Annotated in this window: 4 protein-coding genes; 1 reads left to right on the top strand and 3 read right to left on the bottom strand. The window is 28.3% G+C overall.

What is annotated here, in order from left to right:
• Both SH09_RS16105 and SH09_RS12145 read right to left on the bottom strand, forming a co-directional pair.
• The coding region (locus SH09_RS16105) for a protein rep (RefSeq protein WP_042739926.1) at positions 1–683 on the bottom strand (683 nt) is incomplete at its 3' end.
• A gap of 181 nt (positions 684–864) precedes the next feature.
• A complete protein-coding gene (locus SH09_RS12145) occupies positions 865–1,686 on the bottom strand; it encodes a putative RNA methyltransferase (protein ID WP_042739925.1) in 822 nt (273 codons plus the stop codon).
• A gap of 469 nt (positions 1,687–2,155) precedes the next feature.
• Between SH09_RS12145 and SH09_RS12140 the strand changes: the two genes are divergently transcribed.
• Positions 2,156–2,356, top strand: coding sequence for a hypothetical protein (locus tag SH09_RS12140; protein WP_042739924.1), 201 nt, complete (start codon positions 2,156–2,158; stop codon positions 2,354–2,356).
• Positions 2,357–2,495: 139 nt separating this feature from the next.
• Here SH09_RS12140 and SH09_RS16100 read toward each other — a convergent pair.
• Positions 2,496–2,816, bottom strand: a 321-nt coding sequence (locus SH09_RS16100) for a protein rep (RefSeq protein ID WP_082039231.1), incomplete at its 5' end; no start/stop codon positions are given.

Raw genomic sequence — 2,816 nt, 5'->3', positions numbered from 1 at the left:
CCTTTTTGGTTAGGTTTGATCGCTTTAATATTTGCTACTGGCCGATAATTCACTTGTAATGCTTTTTGCCATAAACTAACCCATTCTTCTTGAGTTATATAATTAGCTTTATTCTTAAAATAACTATTTTCAACACATAACAAAACATGCATGTGTTGATTATAACTGCCGTCATTTTTATTAACTGTTACTTCTGTTGAACGCATAAAACCAATTAAATTTTTACTAACTTTTTTATATTTAAATAATCTTCTAAATGATTCAGTTAAGTGTTTCAAACTTTGTTCTAAAGTATCCCCATCTATAGCATTTTTTGTTGAAAGTGTTAGAAATAACCAACGTGCTTTCGGTTTTTCCTTAACCACTTCTTCAATCACTCTTTGAGCTTGATAACTATTTTTCATAGCACGCCTCCAATTACAAACTGGACATAATTTTGATTTACAAAACCATGTCTTATGTAACTTCAAATAACCTTCATCAGTCGGCTTGAACTCTAAGACGTTACCACATTGTTTTACGTTAAAAGCCTTTTTAATTTTTAAAATTTCCAGTATGTCTGCATAACTTACATTATCAATTTTCTTTTCTCTCCATGGGCGTTGCTTCCCACTTTTCGTCATATCTTTTAATGTTTCGTTATCTTGATTTTCGTCAATATATTTAGTAGTATTATATTGCATATAAAAAGCCCCCAGTTTTATTTAAGATTCGACACCTTAATAATATAACTGGGGTTTTTTCATGTCAAATTTTCTTTTCAACTCCAAAAATACATAAAAACACTGTCATATCAACGACAAATCATGTTTTTAAAAAAGAACGTTATTTCTATATAGTATCAAGACAAGAAGAAACTCGTTTTCAACTCGTTTTAAAACCACCAACCAAAACCTTAAAACTCATCGTAATTTCACTTAAGTTTTTCTTAATTATTCCTTCTTTTTCTACGTTACTTAAATTCCACGTTAAAGGCGTCATATCAAGTAATTTATTCAATTCTTCTTTATTTAATTTAACCTTATAACTAATATCTATCATTTCAATTTTATTAAAATTAGCTTCAAATAAATCTATAACATCAGAATTATCATAATCCTTATTTTTATGATTACTAAAGACTATATTCCTTATTTCTTTTAAATAATCACTATTAGGAATTATTTTTATCAATTTCCCCTCTTTATCTAGAACTCTTTTAAACTCATCATAATTAGAAGGGCTAAGCACATTAATTAAAAAGTCTACATTCCCATTCATAACTGGTATATCAGCTAGATCAGCAACCAACCAATTTATATTTTTATATGATTTTGCTGCTTTTTTTACACCTTCTTTTGCAATGTCTATACCTAAGAATTCATTTTCACCAAGAAATGTTTTACTAATTTCATTTAAAATATAACCCTCACCAGTACCAACATCTATCACATTATTTTTAGTTTTAATCTCATATTTTTTAATAATTTCTATGATTTTTGAAATTAATATCGAATACAAATTGCTACTATCATTCAATTCTCTTCTAGCAATAAACAATTTTTTATCGTATTTACTTTTTTTATGCCCTAAAATTAAATTCGAATAACCCTCTTTTGCAATATCAAAAGTATGGTTATTCTCACATGCTAAAGTTTTATAACCTCTCTTTAATTTTTCATCACATATAGAACACTTAAAAAACATATTCACACCTCCAATCAAATAATTATAAATAACAAAGTTGCTTTATTCCAATTGCTTTATTGACGTTGAGCCTCGGAACCCTTAACAATCCCAAAACTTGTCGAATGGTCGGCTTAATAGCTCACGCTATGCCGACATTCGTCTGCAAGTTTAGTTAAGGGTTCTTCTCAACATCAATAAATTTTCTCGGCATAAATGCGTGGTCTAATTTTTATTTTTAATAACCTTGATAGCAAAAAATGCCATTCCAATACAAAACCACATACCTATAATCGATAACCACATAACAGTCATAAAACCACTCCTTTTTAGCAAACTTTATCACAAGAAATATTTAAATTCTAAATGCCTTTATTTTGAATTTTAAGGGGGCATTTTAAAGATTTAGGGGTAAATCATATAGTTTTATGCCTAAAAACCTACAGAAGCTTTTAAAAAGCAAATATGAGCCAAATAAGAGGTGTTCTTTATGACAATAAACTTTGAATTTACATTTTTAGTATTTGATAAAACATCACAAGAAATTTCTGATCTATGTGATATTCCAAACGACCAAAGAATTAGAAAAACAATTCAAATTATGAAAATGGAAAATATCTCTGATACTGATTTCGAATTTCTTAAACTTTATGATTTTTATTTTGCAGATAAACCATACATAAATTTCTAATAAATCCAGTGTTGATTTTTAAGACACTGCCCATCTACATGCAAATTAAAATTTTCATAGTAAAACTGGGCAACCATGCCGGTTGAACGCTATAGTTCCCGCAGGGGCAAAAATACATAAAAAAACGCTAGCTTTTAAGCTAACGTTTCAAATCTTTTAAGTAATAATTTTGTTTTTCAAAATTCCAAATTGCAGTAATTGAATGTGCTTTTTCTTCTTCGTCTGTTGTTTTATCTTCGTCACTTGTATTAATTAAATTACCATCTTCGGCATCGTCTAAATTTAAAATTTTATGTTTTTGTTTAAGCAAACCACCATAACTCAACATACGTTTTCGATATAAACCTTTTTCCAAATCATTCACGATTTCTTGATTTCTTTCATCATCATCAGTTAAAAAATCAGATGACTTAACCGAATATTTTGAGGTTTCTTTGATTGCTGCTTGAATATCTTTATC

This window comes from Staphylococcus gallinarum (genome assembly GCF_000875895.1).
Taxonomy (GTDB): Bacteria; Bacillota; Bacilli; order Staphylococcales; family Staphylococcaceae; genus Staphylococcus; species Staphylococcus gallinarum.
The sequence above is the reverse complement of the archived record's forward strand: the minus strand, read 5'-3'. Positions and strand labels throughout refer to the sequence as shown.